The organism is Clostridium sp. (assembly GCF_016650035.1).
Lineage (GTDB): Bacteria > Bacillota > Clostridia > Clostridiales > Clostridiaceae > Clostridium_AD.
Genome location: NZ_JAENWM010000019.1, coordinates 20,588 through 37,838 on the forward strand (window position 1 = coordinate 20,588; position 17,251 = coordinate 37,838).

Consider the following 17,251-nt stretch of genomic DNA (forward strand, 5'->3'; position numbering starts at 1 on the left):
AAACTTTATTTAATATGTTTCCACTCTTTCATTATACACTCTGCAACCTTTAATCCATCCACCGCTGCAGAAATTATTCCACCGGCATATCCTGCTCCTTCTCCTGCAGGATATAACCCTTCTAGAGATATGCTTTGGAGTTTCTCATTTCTATCGATTCTTACGGGGGCTGACGTTCTTGTTTCAATACCGGTCATAACTCCATCGTCTCCTGCAAAGCCATTTATTTTATGATCAAATTTAGGCAATGCCTCTTTTATAGCATCTGTTACAAAGCCAGGCAAACACTCAGTAAGATCAGCAAATTTATAGCCCGGTTTATAGCTTGGTTTTACACTTCCAAGTTTACTACTTACATTTCCTTTAAGAAAATCGCTAACTAATTGTACTGGAGCGTTATAATTTGAACCTCCAATAGTGTAAGCTAGTGCTTCATAATGCCTTTGAAATTCTATACCAGATAGTGGACTGTTAGACTCAAAATCTTTAGGTCCTACAGATACCACAAGTGCAGAGTTTGCATTGTGCTTATCTCTCTTATATTCGCTCATACCATTTATTACAAGGTGTCCCTGCTCCGATGAAGCCCCTACTACTTCTCCGCCGGGGCACATACAAAAACTATATACTGATCTACCTAATTTTACACTTGTATACGTAAGTTTGTAATCTGCTGCACTTAATCTTTCGTGGTTTGCATATTTTCCATATTGATTTTCATTAATCATATCTTGTGGATGTTCTATTCTAACTCCAACTGCAAATGGCTTACTTGACATGAAAATACCTTTTTCATATAACATTTCATACGTATCCCTTGAGCTGTGCCCCGGTGCTAATATTAAATTATCACAGGGTATTTCTTCTTCATTCACTACTATGCACTTTATCTTTTTATCTTTAATTTTTATATCCACAAGTTTACTATTAAATCTTACTTCTCCACCTAGCTTAATAATAGTTTCTCTTATATTTTTCACAACTTCTTTTAGTATATCCGTACCTATGTGAGGTTTTCCCATATATAATATTTCAGCAGGAGCCCCAGCCTTAACAAATTCCTCTAATATGTAATCACATCTAGTATCTTTTATTCTTGTGGTTAACTTTCCATCTGAAAATGTTCCAGCTCCCCCTTCGCCAAATTGCACATTTGATTCTGTATTTAATACTGCCCTAGTCCAAAACTTATTTATACTATTTGTCCTACGCTCTACCTGTTCACCTCTTTCTATAATTAGTGGTTTATATCCCTTTTGTGCCATAAGAAGGCCAGCAAACATACCTGCTGGTCCCATTCCTACTATTACAGGTCTATGATTCATAGAAGCAGTTCCAAATTCAAACTCAGAATCATATATAATTTTTTGTAGTTTAACATCCTTATCATCTGCGGATGCAACTACCTTTATTTCATTATCCATTTTAATAAGTACAGAATAATTAAACTTAATATTATTTTTCTTCCTAGCATCTATGGATTCTTTATCTATTCTGAATTCTTTTATTGCATTTTCAGATACTCTCATTTTTCTTGCTGCCTTTATTTTAACATCCTCTATGTTTTCATCTATATCTAAAACTATATTATTCACTTGTATTGTCATTATTTACAGGTACCTCCGTTTGTTTCTTTGTAATAGTTACTAATATTTTATCTGGGGTCTGTGATATAAGATTTACCCCCTCTGGCATGGTCACTACTACGATAATCGTGTGTTCCCCTTCAACCAAATTAATTAAATCTACTGTGGCGCTAAATTTACTTAAATCTAAAGAATTGATAACTGTTTCAGGCGCTGAAACAACTAATTTACTCTTGATATTTAAAGGGCTAACTTCATAATTTGTGTCTAAGTTAACATTTTTAGTTTCAATACTTATACTCTTTTGCACTACTTTTATCACATTTATTTCAACCTTAACTAGAGCATCACTAGTATTACTAACCAAACTTAACCCGTTAGGCATAGTCACTTTTGCGTCTATTGTAGTTGTTTTACTTACTTTACTTAAATCAATGGGTTCCGTATTTAAACTTTCTATATTATTAAGCGCATCTGCACTTCCTGTTACACTAAATCTTTCTGGCAGCACTTTTATACTCCCTAGAATCAAGCTTGTGTTTAATTTTCCTATAGTTTTTACTTCTATACCTACAGCTTTAGTCTTTCTTATAGGAATGGTAACGTCTATGTTAGAAGGATTTACAGTAACTTCATTTATTTCTTTACCATTTGAGTCTACAGGCGTTATCTTGTAGCTTTTTATAATGTCGCTATCAGATTCTTGTATATTCTCTGATATGACTAATTCTTTTACTGTATTTACATACTTTGAACCGCCTATAACTGTAGCATCCTCTTGTGATAATTTTGGTTCAGATGCATAAAAACTTTGTTTTGGCTCTCCACTTATATTGAATTTTATAGGTAGCTTAGTTTCAATGAGTTTATCTACACTTACTTTTATAAAAAGACTATCACTGTTTAACACGGTTATATTATCAGGACTTCGTCTTATTTCGATAGGAATTTTTTGTTCGCCTACTTTAAGCGCATATGCACTTAAATCTGCCACCACTGTAAAATCTTCTGCTTTCTTATCTAGAAGTATGCTAGTATTAGCGCCTTTAATACTTAGGTCTATGTTTAAATCTTGTCCTGGCTCTATGATTAAATTCGAATCGGATAACGTCTCCATATTAACAAGCTGCACAGGTATATTTTTAATCTTGTAATCAGACATCGGATTTTCTGTACTTGTTACAAAAAGCCATAGTACAAAGGCAGCTATTATACAGCATACTCTAATTATAAATTCTTGTTTTCCGCCTTTATCCATGACTTTACTCTCTCCTTTATAGTTAATTTTTTACTCTGTCTGCTCTTTATTATTTGAACAAGTATTCTCTTAAGCTTATCCCTGTCGTAGTTTCTTACAAGTCTCCCATTAACTGCTAGTGATACATTCCCTGTTTCTTCTGATACTATTATGGTTAAAGCATCTGAAGTTTCCGTTATTCCTATTGCCGCTCTATGCCTTGTTCCTAGCTTCTTGCTTATTTTTTCATTATTTGTTAAGGGAAGAAAGCAACCTGCCGCTATTATTCTATCATTTCTAATTATTGTAGCCCCGTCGTGAAGAGGGGTGTTTACTACAAATATATTTTCTAATAATGCTGCAGATATTACAGAATCTAAGATAGTACCCGTTTTAATTATTTCCCCAATACCTGTTCTTTGTTCTATTACTATTAGAGCTCCTGTTCTATCTTTCGCTAAATTCTCAACAGCATTAACTATTTCAGTTATAACCCTATCCATTGTCTCTTCGTCCGCAAATACGTGTTTATCTATAAATGCTGTTCTTCCGATGTGTTCTAAAGCTCTTCTTATTTCTGGTTGGAAAATTATAACAATAGTCAAAACACCAATTGTTATTGTCTTAACTAATATCCAATTTAATACCGTCAAATTAAGCAATTGGCTTATTGGAATAAGTAAAAATATAAGGACTATTCCTTTTAATAATTGTTCAGCCCTTGTCTCTTTAATTAACATGTAACTTTTATAGAATATGAACGCCACCGCTAATATATCTAAAATTGAAAATATACTTATATTCTTAATTGTACTTAACATTAACTTAATTACTTCCATAAATCTCACAACCTCCTGCTATAACTCCTATTTACAATTATACACTATACAGTTGCTTTATTGTACATATTATAAGTTAATTTTATTATAACAATACATCTTATATTAACAGTAAGTCTATTACATTTTTAGGAATAATATAATATGATTTTACATAAACTAACTTTAATCAAATTAATTTACTATATTATCTAGAATATAGTATATACTATTTTAATACATACTATAACTACATAAGAATACTATGGGTTTATATACACTAACATAAAAGGATATGATTTTACACCAAATTTTATAAAACGAATAACAAAGGAGTGAGTTTTTGTGAATGAAGAAAAACATATTGTAAATGCCCATCGGAGTAGGAAAAAATTTAGAATTATACTTTTTTTATCTATTGTCATAGTCTCCATAGGTATTTTTGCAACTAGTTACTATACGTCTATAAATAAGGTATACAATTCTTACGAAGATTCCTTACTAAATAACATGAATGATATAACCAAAGTTAATAAAACTATAGCTACATTTAATAGTAACCAAACAATAGATGTTGATTATGCAAAAGAAAAGCTACCTAATATTATTGAAAGTTTATCTACTCTTAGGGCCCAATTGTGGGCTTCAGAACCTGCATCTAAATACGAAAATCAATATGAAAACCTTATGTTTGGCTTAGATAATAACCTATTAATGTATAGACGGGCTCTAGTTATTTTAAGTAACCCTTCTAGTAGTGACGTAGACGTTTCTATAGAAAACCTTAAAACCTATAGGGATGATTGCATAGATTTTTACACAACTATAAATATCGCTGACACTAAAATAACACTACCTCAAACTTCACTATCATTTATTGATAACCTCCTTAATTACAGTTACAGTGCCTTCATGATAAAAAAAGAAGCAGATATTAAATACCTACAAGTTCAAGATTTTATAAATAAAATCGATATCTTGACCAAGGATTTTTCAGATATTAAAACTAATTATTACTCCTATGCAATAAAAGTTAGAAAAAACGAAATGCAATATAATGAACTTTTGTCGCTGATTCAGGATAATTCTACAAAATTAAATAGTTTAAATACTAAATTCAATAAAAATTTTTCTGTACCAAGCCCAGCTATTCCTACTTATGAAACCTTCCGACCACTATTCCAGATATATGAAAGCTATTTATCTGATTTCAAACTAGCTTTAACAAATGAAAAGATTCAAACCTTAAGTATGGGGGTAGATTCAACTACATTAGATCCACTCTATGATTCATCTAATGCAAAATTTGTTGAAGTAGAAAATTCCTATAATAATTTTATTAAAGTCTGTACAGACCTTCGAAATTATAAATAACTATATATTACTATATCGGGTTTTTATATCAATGTTTTAAAAAATAGTGTATTTTTTTTACACTGTTGGTAACACTACTATTAGCCTAAGTAAAAAAACGCGGAGGAACCAATCATTTGGGGTGAATCACTATTAGTGTAGGTTAGACCTTTTCCGAACCCGTCAGCTAACTCCGTAGGCAAAAGGAGAGGATTGTATTAAAAAACTTGCTTTTTTGTCCTGTATTTTAATGTTACTAACAATATTACCTAGTTTAAGTGTAAATGGAGCGTCTTTAAATCAACCGGGTTCAGAAGCTAAGAACCTATATAATGAACAAATAGAGGCAGTAGCTGTGTTTAACGATGCAAACGGCTCAATTTATGTTACTGACGATGATGTTTATTTAATGGCCCAAGTGGTATATGCCGAAAGCTGTGGGGAATCTTATAGTGGGAAACTTGCTGTAGCTTCTGTTATACTAAATCGCGCTAACCATATTGGTTTTCCAAAATCAATTTCTGGTGTTATTTATCAGAAGAATGCCTTTTCTTGTGTTAAAGACGGGAAGGTATTTCACGGTGGTAAGGCGAATATCATTCCTGATTCTTCTAGTTACACCGCAGTATTAGATGCATTAAAAGGTAAAGATCCTACCTATCAGGCTGTTTTCTTTTATAATCCTAAAATAGCTACTTCTACGTGGATGAAGGATATAAAAAAGGCCAATATAAAAACTATAGGAAACCATGTATTTTTTGTCGTCAAATAAAAATGACTGTAGTATTTGACTACAGTCTAGGCAGCTAACCCTTGTTAGAGCTAACCCTGTTAGAGCTAACAAGGGTTAGCTGCCTGTTTTTATTTCTTGTCTAAATATGAAACTGAGCTAAGGGCTGCTACCAAACCTTCACCTGCAGCCTTAATATACTGATATGGTTTACCAACACAATCTCCTGCAGCATAGCATCCTTCTATATTGGTTTTCATGTTTCTGTCTACTTTTATATGTCCATCTTCTATTTGAAGGCCTGGTACTAAATTATCTGGGGATAGGCTATCTCTTAGCATGAAAACTCCATCTGTAATTATTTCACCATGGTCTAAAATTATCTTAGTTACTCTGTCGTCACCAACTATTTCTACTGGCTTGTGTTTTATTATCTCTACATTAGGGTTTAAATTATATTCACCTTTGTACATAGGAATATAATATGTTTTAGAAGTAAGTTCGCTTACGTAATTAGTTTCTTCTTCACTTTCTTTGTTATATCCAACTATAACTACTGTTTTCCCCTTATATAATGGAGCATCACAAGTAGCACAGTACCCTACCCCACTTCCTAAAAATTTCTCTTCCCCTTTTAATGGTTTGCTGTATTCTATGCCCGTAGCTAAAATTATTGATTTAGCTTCATAAATCTTATCATTTACCATCAGTGCAAAATACTCTCCCATAGCATAAACGTTATTTATTCTCTCAGGTATAATACTTATCCCCATAGCTTTAATATGAGATGCAAACTGATTTTTAAGTTCATTTCCTGTAATGTTATAAAAGCCTAAAAAGTTATTTACTCTTGGCGCTTTTACAAGTTTAGAACTAAGCTCTTTATTCCCAAAAAGTATTATTTTTTTGTTTCTAATTTTAGCATTGATTGCTGCTTCAAGCCCTGCTGGACCTGTTCCTATTATAGCAATGTCATATCTTTCACTCATTATTTTTCCTCCTCGTCACTCTTTGCGGGTAAATAACAATTATTAACTGTTATTACTCATATTTAACTTATAATAAATAAAACAAAGATAGTTATTTAAATTATAAAATTTAAATAACTATCTTTAAACATTTAATTTAATAACATAACATTAATGTACAGATTTTATAAATGTCTTTGAATTATCTTCTTTATATCTGCTTTAGGTCTAAATCCTACCATAGTATCTTTTATTTTATCTTTACTAAAAACCATAACAGTTGGAATACTTGCAATTTTATACTTTGATGATATCATTGGGCTATCATCAACATTTATTTTTGCAAATTTAACTTCTTTGCCCATTTCCTTTGCTAATTCTTCAATTACAGGACTTAACATTTTACAAGGTCCACACCAAGGTGCCCAAAAATCTACTACCACAATGCTATCTGATTTTGTAATTTCTTCATTAAAATTATTGTCATTAACTTCTTTAATCATATTCTTACCTCCAATTTTTATACTACCCCTGCCGGGTATGTTCTATACTATTATTGTATACCTTATTTTGTGACTAGTCAACATGATTCGGTTTGTTTTTTTATGAATCTATAATATTTTTAACTATACTGTTATTATACCCTGAACTTGGAAATTGTTTCATCAGTTTTTTCGCATAATTTTTTGCTTTATTTAAATCTACATCTTTATTTATAAGAATAAGATTATATAACACTTCTTCAGTGTAACTTCCACTAGGAAACTTATTTAGAGTAAGTTCATAGTACTTAATAGCATTTTCGAAGTCCGAATTATATTTGTAACATAATGCTAACATATAAATAATATGCTGATTCAAATAATTGTCTTTAGAATAAGGCAGAGCATATAAAAAATATTTCTGCGCCTCAGTATATTTTTCACTATGCATATAGCTCATACCTTTTTCATAAAAATATGCTATTCCATCCTTTTTAATAATTTCTTCCCCTTCTACCATGAGTAGTTTATCATTAATTGCTAAATTAGCATCCTTCGCATCTTTCCACAAGTTTACACATTCAATTATTTTCTCCATATTATTATTTTTTATACTCTCCACAAATTGCTCTTTTGGAAATTTTTCCTCCGTTACTGTTTTTATTACACTTACACTTTCTTCTTTATCTTTATTCTTATTTAGTTTTAATTTTGGTTGACCTTGTTTCATATCAGTTGTTGAAACAGTCATGGAAGCACTCCGCAACTTATACCAATATGTTTTACCTAGGAGAAAAATAGTTATAGCTAAAAGTATACTGCCAGCAATTATAAAACTCTTTTTATAATTTATCTCTCTTTTTATGTTACCATATTTTATTAATGTTTTTTTGTTTGTAATAGCCTTCATATTTTTTTTATCTACTTTTAAAACTTCATTTATATGCTGTAGTGCTTTATCATATTCCCCACGCTTTATGTAGCAAAGGCTAATACTATTATTCACGTTTATAAAATTAAAGTGGCTATTTTCACATTGTTTTAGTATATCTAGAGCGCCGGATATATTAAACTCTACTATTAAATCCAATGCATTGTAGTACATATGTAATTTTTCCACATCTTTTATACTATCCTTTAGATATTTTTTTGATACTTCATCATGGTTTCTTTTATAATTTATATTCCACATTCTTTTAGCGTTTTCTAAGTCACCTTTTAGATAATATAAAATACCCCTCAAATTCAAAGCTGCAGCATTTGTAATATTTACAGAAATACACTTTTCGCAAAGAGCTAATGATCTGTCTATATAACCATCATTATATTTATTCATTGCTTTCACATATATTTTTCCTGATTTATCCATGTTTTCACCTTTTATTTTCTAATATTTATGCTTATTCTAATTATAACATAAATTAGAAAAGTATATATTATTACAATTTCATTCACTTCGCTGACTAATTCTAAAATAATTTTCTTTCTGTCTAAGAGGATGAACTTATTTTTTCTCTTCACTTACAATTTGCATATCTACTGGTTTAGAAGGTTCTAGCAAGGTCATCTTACCCACAGCTTTATGAGAAATATTATAGTTATCGTCCTCATATATTAACAATTGAAGTATTAAATCATTCTTAACTTTTTCCGCAGTAACTATTTGTTGTTTTTGATCTTTAACTTGATATAATGTAGTAAATTCGCCTGTATTAACCTCTAAACTATATACGTCAGAACCTTTAGCTACAGTGCCATATGCAAAACCTGTCACAACTATTAAATTCTCATTATCCCACCATTCTATATTTCTTGTTGTAGACAGCGAATCATTAATAACTTCATATTTGACTATTTCATTAGTTTTTATATCTTTAACATAAATTGCATGAATTCCAAAATCTACATCTTGTTCTTTCATTGTATCTATAACCGCAGATTTTTTACCGTCTAAAGAGTTTTCCCAAACCATCTCATAAGTTGGAAGTTCCTTAGTTGAAACTACTATACTCTTAAATTCCATTGGAGGATTATCTTCTTTGGTAATATCTTGGATGCTTTCTTCCATACTAGTCCCCTCACCGCTTCTCTCTTCTGCTTTATACATAGCTACTTTATTTTGAATAGCGTCTTCACTCTTATAGGATCCTCCATAAAAATTATTTAGAAGCATTGGAATGAATGCTATCATAGCTATAACTGCCGCTGCATAAGATAAATACTTGTTCTTATATCTTTTAAAATTATATAAGACCTTATTTGATGTCTTTTTACTATATCTATTTTTATCTATAGCATTAATTATATTCGTTCTTGAACTGTTAAACTCAATACCCTCTATTGCTAGAGCCATCTTAAATGATGAATCTATACTAGACTCTTCTTCATACATCATCCTGCAGCTCTCACATCCATCCATGTGATTCTCTAATGCAATCTTAAGATCATTTGAAATATTTCCTAATACATAGTCCTCTAATCTCTTTTTAAATATATTACAATTCATTGTTTACACCCCTTTCCACTTTAGAAATGAAAGTTTTGAAATTTTGTCTACTCTTATAATATCTACGCTTTACGTTAGATTCTGTAATTTCTAAAATTTCAGCTAGATCGTGAAATGTTAGATTTTGCAAATATCTTATGATTAATATTTGCCTATCTATTTCACTCAAACTACTTAAGTAAGCTTCTACATATCCTTTAGTTTCTTTAAATTCTGCTGCTTGTTCTGGTGACATCTCTCTTGATGTAACGTTTGGTATATCTTCTATGTTCGACTCATAAACTCTTTTATATTTACGTATGTAATCAATACATTTATTTTTAGAAATTTGAAGCAGCCAATTTAAAAACTTATGGTTTTTATCATAAAGATATAGCTTGTTATATATGGTAATAAATGATTCTTGAGTTATATCCTCTGCTGCTTCTTTATCTTTTATCATATTATAAATAAATTTTAAAACTATAGATTCATATTTATTAACTAATATATTAAAACTATCAATATTTCCGTCTAATATACTTTGAATTAGATTTGAGTCCTCCTGCACTTTTATTCCTCGCTCCCTAAAATATATTTTATTTCTACTTTATATACGTTTCAAAAAATTAATAGTGATAAAGTTATCCCCAGTTTAGATATTAAAATTAGTTTATCCACATAAATAATACACATTTGTTATTTATCACTTAAATATTCCTCTATGGAATTAAAAAATACTGTTACAGCCAAGAGATCTGCTGATCCTCCTGGGCTTATATTTTGTTCTATAAATTCACTATCAAGACCCTCGATTGCGTCTTTCCCGCAGTCTGTGGTCATTCCGCCTAAAGAAATTATGTTAACTGCCTTTTGTTGTACTTCTTTTAATGTTATCATTGAATGTCTGTGGAGAACATTAGAATCCTCACAATGCTGCATAATGGATATAAGCGTATGAATTAACCTATCATTTAAATTTAGGGATTTATTTTCTTTATACACCCCAGTAGCGTAGTCAAAAACAAGGGGAATACCTCTTTCTACTTGACCCCTTATTCCCTCTATCTTATATTCTACAAATAATTTTTCTCCATAGCTTGTCGCTTTATCTTTATTCATATAGAATAGTTCATCTTGAACAAGCCCTCTAGTCATCTCTTTTATTAATCCTTGTATTTCACTGAAATTTTTCTTTTCATAAATAGCTTTGGTCACAGCTGCGCAGCTTATACCCAAAAGAAAAATCATGCCTTTATGAGTGTTTACACCCTTTGTTGCTTTAAACATTTCATTTTCTGCTTCTATTCCTATATTTCTAATGGCCATAAATATCTCTTTAGGAGTTTTATCTGAGTACCCCTCTTCAGCAAATAAAACCATATACTTACTTAGAATAGAGGTGCTTTTAATAAAACAGTAATGGTCCATATCCCTATGAGCTCCTTTTGATATAGAGGATACTAATCCTGGCGACGGATATGCAGCCACTTCATATAGCATCGCCTCTATTGCATACCCTGCTATAACAAAAGCTTCTTCTGTTATTATATATTTATTTTTCATAAACTTTCTCCATATATTCTGTGAATCTTATTTTAATGAATTCTTCCACTTCTTTTTTGCTATGTTTTTCACTTCTTACGCAATTATGAGCTATGTCATCACATAAAAAACATTTTCTCATACCTAAACCGAAATCACTACGGCTAATACCTAAGCCTTGCACGTCATATACATCTATATCTACACATCTTCCTAAAGGGTGCTTTTCTTCTATACCCAGCGTAATTAATTTAATATCTCTCGCACTTTTGTTTATAGACATAATCACAAGCGGACCTTCTGCCGTTGTAGTAATTATTTTATTATGAATAGACTCACAAAAAGTTTCACAAATTACAAGTTCTATAATTTTTATTATACCTTGCGTAAAGCTATTATCTTTTTTTATACCCGGATAGTTAACCCTTATAACCAATAGAGGCATTTTAAATTGTTCCAGTAATTTTTCTTGATATTCAATTCTTCTTTCTCTCTCTAAAAATATATCTTCTGCTGTATACATATTATATTAATGTGGAGAATCGCTAGACCTTATTTCCCCCATTATCTCCTTTCCTACTTTAGTATTTAAAAATTTCCATGTTGAACTAGGAACTATATTTTCAATTTCTGATATTTTATCTTCTTTGATTAATTTTCTAACCTTTGAAGCACTTATAATATCACCCATCAAAGCTTTTCTCTTTACTTCTACAACCTCAACCCCATAAGCAGGTAGTATTTTCTTTAAAGCGTTATTATAAGCATTTGTAACTTTACAATAAGGCTCTTCTCCTATAAATCTTTTTGTTATATTTAACCTTTCACAAAAATATCTTCCGAAAATCGTTGCATCAAGTGTTGTATATGCCTTTAGTCTTTCATCTTCCACTCTTAAAAAATAGGATGGGAAAGTAGCCGCTGAAATTATATATTCGCCACCTTTTATTACCTTCACATTAGGAAGATGAGAAACACCTTTTTTAACCATATCGTATCTATAATTAAATGGAAATGATGATTTATCTTCTTCTACTATAAATACTAGTACCTCTTTACTTTTAGATGCAGCTTCTTCTATTAAATACTTGTGTCCTAAAGTAAATGGATTACAATTCATAACTATAGCTGCTTTTTCAGTGGTCTTATCAATGCTATATTCCACTTGTATATCCTCTAAATATCTTCTTATATCATATATTCCACTCTCAAGGAGAGCTACATTTTCTACTTTCTGTATGAGTTTGTACCCAAGTGATGAAAATATATCTATGTTTCCTACCTTTGTAAAAATAAAACTATGATAGATTTCTTCCTCAAAAAGCCTATCCGATATTGCTCCCATAAGCATAGCGGATACTCCTGCTCCTCTTAAATCATCCGATACTGCAAAACACTTAAAAACGTTTTTAGCCTTAGAACAAGTGGCTTTAATTTCATCGTTTTGCCTAATAACTATAGTATAATCTGCGTTATCATCAAATTTTAGGTTGAACTTTAGTAAAAAATCTTTTACTTCTTTAACTCTATCTTTATCTTTCAAATTAATTCTTTCAACGTTAAGTTCATACATAGGGAGCCTCCTTACGTTAATTGCTAATAATAACTAATATATTATATTTCATTTATGTCTTTAACCTATTATATATTCATTATTGACTAAAAGCTAATATACCATTACTGTTCTTTTAAAGATAAAATGAAATAAAGCTGAAAATCATTATTTTCAGCTTTACCTTATAAGTCCTTATAAAGTTTTATAATGGTCTTCTAACTACATCAATTACAGAACCATCTCTGTACTCTATAACTGCAACTATTTGATCTGAAAGCTCAATTGCCTTTGGTTTACCTGTCATATTTTCAGCTATTTCTTTCAGCTCTTCAATAGTCATTATTGGAAGATTTGTTTTCTTTAATTTTTCGATTATATCCTGTCTTCTTGGATTAACCGCTATTCCTCTTTCTGTTACAATAACATCAATGCTCTCTCCTGGAGTTGTTATAGTAGTTACTTTATCCACTATAATTGGAAGTCTCGCTTTCGTGAGTTGCGTAACAATTATTGTAAGCTTAGCCCCTGCTGCTGTATCACTATGGCCACCTGAGCCCCCCATAATAGCGCCATCTGATCCTGTAGTTACATTAACATTATAATTAGTATCTATTTCTGTAGCACCTAAGATAACTATGTCCAGGTTGTTTACAACTGCACCTTTGTTATCCGGATTTCCATACATTGAAGCAGACATTCTCTGATGTTTATGAGTACTTGCATAAGACTTCACTGCCTGTAAATCAAAACACTGTACATCAAATAAACTTCTGAACAATCCCTCTTCAAACATATCCACAATATATCCAGTTATTCCGCCTGACGCAAAGCTTCCTTTTATGCCATTCTTTTTCATATAGATTCTAAGTTCTGCAGCTACAGCTAAAGAAATTCCACCTGCACCTGTTTGGAAAGACATCTCATCTTTAACAAGACCTGTTGCTACCATAACATCGGATGCCATTTTAGCTATTTTAATTCCTACCGGATCATTAGTAATTTGTGTAGTTCCAGATACTATTCCAGCTGGATCGCCAATTGAATCTACTTTCACTACATAATCTACATATATCTGATTAATTTCTATTGGACAAGTTGGGTAGGGCACTAAATTATCAGTTATTGCTACAACCCTGTCTGCACACTGGGCATCTGATACTGCATAGCCTAGCGCTCCGCAAGCTGACTTACCATACAAGCCATTAATGTTTCCATAAGTGTCTGCTGTAGGCGATGCAATGAAAGCTACATCTATATGTAAATCGCCGCTTTCTATTGCCCTAGAGCGTCCACCATGTGTATGCATTATTACTGGTGTTTTTAATAATCCTCTTGAAATCTCCTGTGCCACAGGACCTGACATATAATTTGTATATATTTTAGTAACTACACCATTTTTTATGTGCTGAATAAGTGGTGTATGATTTGGGAAAATAGAACTTATTGCAACAGCAATGTTTTTTATACCTCTACTTGCAATAGCTTCTAGAACTAGATTTAGTACGTAGTCACCGTTTCTTAAATGATGATGAAAAGATACAGTCATCCCATCTTTAATTTCTACCTTATCTAAAACTTCCTCTATATCATTTAAAACTTTCTTGCCCATAGGAGTTACTGAATTTACTTTTACTTCCCTTTTTACTTTCACGCCATTATGCTTAAATGCACCTTCAAAAGGAGTCACCGTGCCATAGCCTTCTATGTATTCGGGTATTTCTCTTCCTAATATATTTTTCATTAATATCACCTCAACTAACTTAGTAGCAAAACTCACAATTTTTAAAGATACTCTTATACAAGACCTAAAAGCTTTGCAAGTTCTACTGTATTTTTAGCTCTATTTATAACTGGTGCATCTATCATCTTACCATCTAAGGAGAATACTCCCTTTCCTTCACTTTCTGCCTCTTCCATAGATTCAAGGACCCTCTTTGCGTATTTTATTTCTTCTGTTGTTGGCGCATATACATCGCGAATGGTGTAAATTTGTCTTGGATTTATGGCAGCTTTACCTGTAAGACCTAAACTTTTAGCTTTCCTAGTGTCTTTTTCTAAACCCTCGAAATCATTGGTATCTGTAAATGGTGTATCTATAGAATCCACCTTCATAGCTCTGCATGCAACTGCTACTCTATTTCTTGCATAGAAAACTTCTTCGCCTTCTTTTGTTCTCACAATACCTAAATCTGAAGTCAAATCCTCTCCTCCAAGTAAAATCGCTACTATTCTATCACAGGATTTTATTATGCTATAAACATTCTCCAGGCCGTAAGCTGTTTCTACTATGGGAATTAATTTTATACTTCCCTTTTGGAATCCTTCTTCCACTTCAATTTTTATAAGCATTTCATCTATAGCTATAAGTTCTTCTTCTGTAGCCTTTGGTATCATTAGTGCGTCAGGCTTCACTCTTGCAATTACATTAATATCTTCACTTGCATATTCGGTAGTAAATGGATTTACCCTTACTACTAGTTCTACGTTACTATAATCTACTATTTTTATTGCTTCTCGTGCCAAGATTCTAGCGCTATCCTTTTCTGTTATACTTACAGCATCCTCTAAATCTAATATAATTGAGTCTGCACCTAAAATCCCTGCATTCTGAAGCATTCCTGGATTATTTCCAGGCATAAAAAGCATTGTTCTTCTTAACTTTTTCATATTAATCACCTCTTACTGAGCCCTTTTTATGGCAGTTTCTATTCTAGCTTTTATTGTATAATTTAATGCACCTTTATCTTGTGCAGTTACTATAACATTTTCTACTCCAAGTTCTTTAAATCCCTCTAGCATTACTCTTTCTATTTCTTCTCCAAACTGTTTCATAACAATACTTTGAAGATTTATTTCAATACCGCCCTTAGGATTTGGCATTAGCATTACATATATATCGTTAGATTCCATTGTTCCAGCTTTGGATGGTTTATTTATTTCCATGGTATCACCTCACACTAATTTCAGTTATATTTATTTTATACTTTCTAAATAAGCGTTTTGTCCCAGTTCATATAAATTGTTACCTTCACTATCTATTATTACAACTATAGGTAAATCCTCAACTTCAAGTCGTCTTATAGCTTCAGATCCTAAATCCTCATAAGTTACTATTTCTGCTTTTTTCACACATTTGCCTATTAGAGCTCCTGCTCCACCAATAGCTGCAAAATACACCGCACCGTTTTTAATCATGGAATCTACAACTTCTTGTGATCTGAGTCCCTTACCTATCATTCCTTTTAAGCCCTTTTCTAAAAGCTGTGGTGCATAAGCATCCATTCTATAGCTAGTAGTTGGGCCTGCCGATCCTAATGCATTTCCTGGTTTTGCAGGAGTTGGTCCAACATAATATATAACTGCATCCTTAACATCTATAGGAAGTTTTTCTCCTTTATCAATAAGCTCAACTATTCTTTTATGAGCTGCATCTCTAGCCGTAAATATAACACCAGATAATAGCACACTATCTCCAGCTTTTAAATCTTTAATCACATCTTTTGTAAGTGGCGTAGTTATTCTTTTTTCCATAACGTTTTCCCTCCTTATTATGTTATCACCTATGGTGCTTCATCACCTATGGTGCTGCTTATCACCTATGGTGCTATAACTCTGCTTTTGCATGCCTTGCAGCATGACAGTTTATATTTACTGCCACAGGTAAACCAGCTATATGGGTTGGATAAGTTTCAATATTAACACCTAACGCTGTTGTTTTTCCTCCAAATCCTTGAGGTCCTATACCTAGCTTATTTATTTCTTCTATAAGTTCTTTTTCAAGATCTGCATAGTAAGGATTTGGATTTGCTTTATCAATTTCTCTAACTGCTGCTTTTTTAGCAAGATTCGCCGCCTTATCAAACGTTCCACCTATCCCTACTCCTACAACTATTGGTGGACATGGGTTAGGACCAGCTTCTTTTACTACTTTTATAATAAATTCTTTAACACCTTTAAGCCCATCTGAAGGTTTTAACATTTTAATTTGGCTCATATTTTCCGAACCAAAACCCTTTGGAGCTACAGTTATTTTGAATTTTTCTCCTACAACTATATCATAATATATAACCGCTGGAGTGTTATCGTTTGTATTCACTCTATTGATGGGGTCTTTAACTACTGACTTTCTTAAATAACCCTCTTCATATCCTGATGCTACACCACTATTAATTGCGTCCTCTAGACTACCGCCTATTATATGAACATCTTGCCCAATCTCTATAAAAACACAAGTCATTCCAGTATCTTGGCACATTGGCATTCTTTCAGTTGCTGCTATATCTGCATTTACCAAAATCTTATCTAAAACACCTTTAGCTATATCCCATGTTTCATTTTTTCTAGATTTTATTATTCCATTTTTCATCTCTTCTGGAAGATCGTAATTAGCATCTATACATAATTTCTTAATAGTTTTTGTTATTTCAGATACATTTATTTCTCTCATTATTACTCTCCTTTTTATTTCAATATGGGAAAAGGCAGTTTAAAT

At 31.7% G+C, this 17,251-nt stretch carries 18 protein-coding genes and 1 riboswitch; of the genes, 2 read left to right on the forward strand and 16 right to left on the reverse strand.

From position 1 onward, the window contains the following. Positions 1-5 precede the first annotated feature (5 nt). Genes JJD95_RS06505 through cdaA form a run of 3 tightly spaced genes read right to left on the reverse strand, consistent with a single transcriptional unit; the run spans position 6 to position 3,662 of the window. On the reverse strand, positions 6-1,607 hold the full coding sequence (locus JJD95_RS06505) for an NAD(P)/FAD-dependent oxidoreductase (RefSeq protein WP_291641543.1): 1,602 nt from the start codon (positions 1,605-1,607) through the stop codon (positions 6-8). Continuing rightward, on the reverse strand, positions 1,588-2,844 hold the full coding sequence (locus JJD95_RS06510; RefSeq protein ID WP_291641545.1) for a CdaR family protein: 1,257 nt from the start codon (positions 2,842-2,844) through the stop codon (positions 1,588-1,590). The genes JJD95_RS06505 and JJD95_RS06510 overlap by 20 nt, the downstream gene beginning before the upstream one ends. Next, positions 2,814-3,662, reverse strand: a complete 849-nt coding sequence (gene cdaA, locus JJD95_RS06515; RefSeq protein ID WP_291641547.1) for a diadenylate cyclase CdaA — start codon at positions 3,660-3,662, stop codon at positions 2,814-2,816. Before cdaA ends, JJD95_RS06510 begins: the two co-directional genes overlap by 31 nt. A 324-nt stretch (positions 3,663-3,986) precedes the next feature. Between cdaA and JJD95_RS06520 the strand changes: the two genes are divergently transcribed. Continuing rightward, entirely contained in the window at positions 3,987-5,015 is a 1,029-nt protein-coding gene (locus JJD95_RS06520; RefSeq protein WP_291641548.1) for a hypothetical protein, read from the forward strand. Positions 5,016-5,087: 72 nt separating this feature from the next. Then, positions 5,088-5,210, forward strand: a riboswitch (cyclic di-AMP (ydaO/yuaA leader). 34 nt (positions 5,211-5,244) lie between these two features. After that, entirely contained in the window at positions 5,245-5,766 is a 522-nt protein-coding gene (locus tag JJD95_RS06525) for a cell wall hydrolase (protein ID WP_291641549.1), read from the forward strand. Between the two features lie 89 nt (positions 5,767-5,855). Here JJD95_RS06525 and JJD95_RS06530 read toward each other — a convergent pair whose 3' ends face one another. The 13 genes from JJD95_RS06530 to JJD95_RS06590 form a co-directional block, all read right to left on the reverse strand. Next, positions 5,856-6,713: an NAD(P)/FAD-dependent oxidoreductase gene (locus tag JJD95_RS06530; protein WP_291641551.1), complete on the reverse strand. Its 858-nt coding sequence runs from the start codon at positions 6,711-6,713 to the stop codon at positions 5,856-5,858. A gap of 164 nt (positions 6,714-6,877) precedes the next feature. Next, the gene (gene trxA, locus JJD95_RS06535) at positions 6,878-7,195 is read right to left on the reverse strand and encodes a thioredoxin (protein WP_291641552.1); all 318 of its coding nucleotides are present in this window, start codon (positions 7,193-7,195) and stop codon (positions 6,878-6,880) included. Between the two features lie 100 nt (positions 7,196-7,295). Next, complete coding sequence (locus JJD95_RS06540) at positions 7,296-8,543, reverse strand: tetratricopeptide repeat protein (protein ID WP_291641554.1); 1,248 nt, start codon at positions 8,541-8,543, stop codon at positions 7,296-7,298. A gap of 135 nt (positions 8,544-8,678) precedes the next feature. Then, complete coding sequence (locus tag JJD95_RS06545; protein ID WP_291641556.1) at positions 8,679-9,680, reverse strand: DUF4652 domain-containing protein; 1,002 nt, start codon at positions 9,678-9,680, stop codon at positions 8,679-8,681. After that, positions 9,670-10,230 carry a sigma-70 family RNA polymerase sigma factor gene (locus JJD95_RS06550; RefSeq protein WP_291641557.1) on the reverse strand — a complete coding sequence of 187 codons (561 nt, stop codon included), beginning with the start codon at positions 10,228-10,230 and terminating at the stop codon, positions 9,670-9,672. Before JJD95_RS06550 ends, JJD95_RS06545 begins: the two co-directional genes overlap by 11 nt. Positions 10,231-10,358: 128 nt before the next feature. Further along, positions 10,359-11,225 (reverse strand): triphosphoribosyl-dephospho-CoA synthase CitG, encoded by an 867-nt coding sequence (gene citG / locus JJD95_RS06555; protein ID WP_291641558.1) that lies wholly within the window; start codon positions 11,223-11,225, stop codon positions 10,359-10,361. Further along, positions 11,215-11,727, reverse strand: coding sequence for a citrate lyase holo-[acyl-carrier protein] synthase (gene citX, locus JJD95_RS06560; protein ID WP_291641559.1), 513 nt, complete (start codon positions 11,725-11,727; stop codon positions 11,215-11,217). Before citX ends, citG begins: the two co-directional genes overlap by 11 nt. Positions 11,728-11,733: 6 nt before the next feature. After that, positions 11,734-12,777, reverse strand: a complete 1,044-nt coding sequence (gene citC / locus JJD95_RS06565) for a [citrate (pro-3S)-lyase] ligase (protein WP_291641561.1) — start codon at positions 12,775-12,777, stop codon at positions 11,734-11,736. 184 nt (positions 12,778-12,961) lie between these two features. After that, entirely contained in the window at positions 12,962-14,500 is a 1,539-nt protein-coding gene (gene citF, locus JJD95_RS06570) for a citrate lyase subunit alpha (protein WP_291641562.1), read from the reverse strand. 53 nt (positions 14,501-14,553) lie between these two features. Continuing rightward, positions 14,554-15,426 carry an aldolase/citrate lyase family protein gene (locus JJD95_RS06575; protein ID WP_291641563.1) on the reverse strand — a complete coding sequence of 291 codons (873 nt, stop codon included), beginning with the start codon at positions 15,424-15,426 and terminating at the stop codon, positions 14,554-14,556. A 12-nt stretch (positions 15,427-15,438) separates the two neighbouring features. Continuing rightward, positions 15,439-15,702, reverse strand: a complete 264-nt coding sequence (citD, locus tag JJD95_RS06580) for a citrate lyase acyl carrier protein (protein WP_291641564.1) — start codon at positions 15,700-15,702, stop codon at positions 15,439-15,441. A gap of 30 nt (positions 15,703-15,732) precedes the next feature. Further along, the gene (locus tag JJD95_RS06585) at positions 15,733-16,290 is read right to left on the reverse strand and encodes a Fe-S-containing hydro-lyase (protein ID WP_291641565.1); all 558 of its coding nucleotides are present in this window, start codon (positions 16,288-16,290) and stop codon (positions 15,733-15,735) included. 73 nt (positions 16,291-16,363) lie between these two features. Continuing rightward, complete coding sequence (locus JJD95_RS06590) at positions 16,364-17,206, reverse strand: fumarate hydratase (protein WP_291641567.1); 843 nt, start codon at positions 17,204-17,206, stop codon at positions 16,364-16,366. Positions 17,207-17,251: the final 45 nt, after the last annotated feature.

Bases quoted from the DNA above. Each gene is read 5' to 3' on its own strand.
- JJD95_RS06505 (WP_291641543.1), bottom strand. From the start codon at position 1,607: ATGACAATACAAGTGAATAATATAGTTTTAGATATAGATGAAAACATA.
- JJD95_RS06510 (WP_291641545.1), bottom strand. From the start codon at position 2,844: ATGGATAAAGGCGGAAAACAAGAATTTATAATTAGAGTATGCTGTATA.
- cdaA (WP_291641547.1), bottom strand. From the start codon at position 3,662: ATGGAAGTAATTAAGTTAATGTTAAGTACAATTAAGAATATAAGTATA.
- JJD95_RS06525 (WP_291641549.1), top strand. From the start codon at position 5,245: ATGTTACTAACAATATTACCTAGTTTAAGTGTAAATGGAGCGTCTTTA.
- JJD95_RS06530 (WP_291641551.1), bottom strand. From the start codon at position 6,713: ATGAGTGAAAGATATGACATTGCTATAATAGGAACAGGTCCAGCAGGG.
- trxA (WP_291641552.1), bottom strand. From the start codon at position 7,195: ATGATTAAAGAAGTTAATGACAATAATTTTAATGAAGAAATTACAAAA.
- JJD95_RS06540 (WP_291641554.1), bottom strand. From the start codon at position 8,543: ATGGATAAATCAGGAAAAATATATGTGAAAGCAATGAATAAATATAAT.
- JJD95_RS06545 (WP_291641556.1), bottom strand. From the start codon at position 9,680: ATGAATTGTAATATATTTAAAAAGAGATTAGAGGACTATGTATTAGGA.
- citG (WP_291641558.1), bottom strand. From the start codon at position 11,225: ATGAAAAATAAATATATAATAACAGAAGAAGCTTTTGTTATAGCAGGG.
- citX (WP_291641559.1), bottom strand. From the start codon at position 11,727: ATGTATACAGCAGAAGATATATTTTTAGAGAGAGAAAGAAGAATTGAA.
- citC (WP_291641561.1), bottom strand. From the start codon at position 12,777: ATGTATGAACTTAACGTTGAAAGAATTAATTTGAAAGATAAAGATAGA.
- citF (WP_291641562.1), bottom strand. From the start codon at position 14,500: ATGAAAAATATATTAGGAAGAGAAATACCCGAATACATAGAAGGCTAT.
- JJD95_RS06575 (WP_291641563.1), bottom strand. From the start codon at position 15,426: ATGAAAAAGTTAAGAAGAACAATGCTTTTTATGCCTGGAAATAATCCA.
- citD (WP_291641564.1), bottom strand. From the start codon at position 15,702: ATGGAAATAAATAAACCATCCAAAGCTGGAACAATGGAATCTAACGAT.
- JJD95_RS06585 (WP_291641565.1), bottom strand. From the start codon at position 16,290: ATGGAAAAAAGAATAACTACGCCACTTACAAAAGATGTGATTAAAGAT.
- JJD95_RS06590 (WP_291641567.1), bottom strand. From the start codon at position 17,206: ATGAGAGAAATAAATGTATCTGAAATAACAAAAACTATTAAGAAATTA.